Raw genomic sequence first — 435 nt, 5'->3', positions numbered from 1 at the left:
CCTGGGGGCCCTGCTGGTGCACTACAGCACCGACTACGTGTTCGACGGCAGCGGCACCCGCCCCTGGGTGGAGACCGACGCGCCCGCGCCCCTGTCCGTCTATGGCCGCACCAAGCTCGAAGGCGAGCAGCGCATCCAGGCGAGCGGCGCGCGCCACCTCATCCTGCGCACCAGCTGGGTGTACGCCGCGCGCGGCGGCAATTTCGCCAAGACCATGCTGCGCCTCGCGCAGGAGCGCGATCGCCTGACCGTCATCGACGACCAGTGGGGCGCCCCGACGGGCGCCGACCTGCTCGCCGACGCCACGGCCCATGCGGTCCGCCACCTGCAGCGGCGGCCCGAAGACGCCGGCCTCTACCACCTGGTGGCCGCCGGCGAAACGAACTGGCATGCCTACGCGCGCTGCGTGATCGAGCAGGCGCAGCGCCTCCGGCC

The 435-nt window shown here is 73.3% G+C and carries 1 protein-coding gene; it reads left to right on the top strand.

Annotation, left to right across the window (positions count from 1 at the left end; all coding sequences use genetic code 11):
• Window positions 1-16 precede the first annotated feature (16 nt).
• Window positions 17-435, top strand: a 419-nt coding sequence (locus AC066S_RS39500; RefSeq protein ID WP_478272012.1) for a sugar nucleotide-binding protein, incomplete at its 3' end; no start/stop codon positions are given.

This window comes from Bradyrhizobium sp. CFUWI (genome assembly GCF_056429085.1).
The sequence above is the reverse complement of the archived record's forward strand: the minus strand, read 5'-3'. Positions and strand labels throughout refer to the sequence as shown.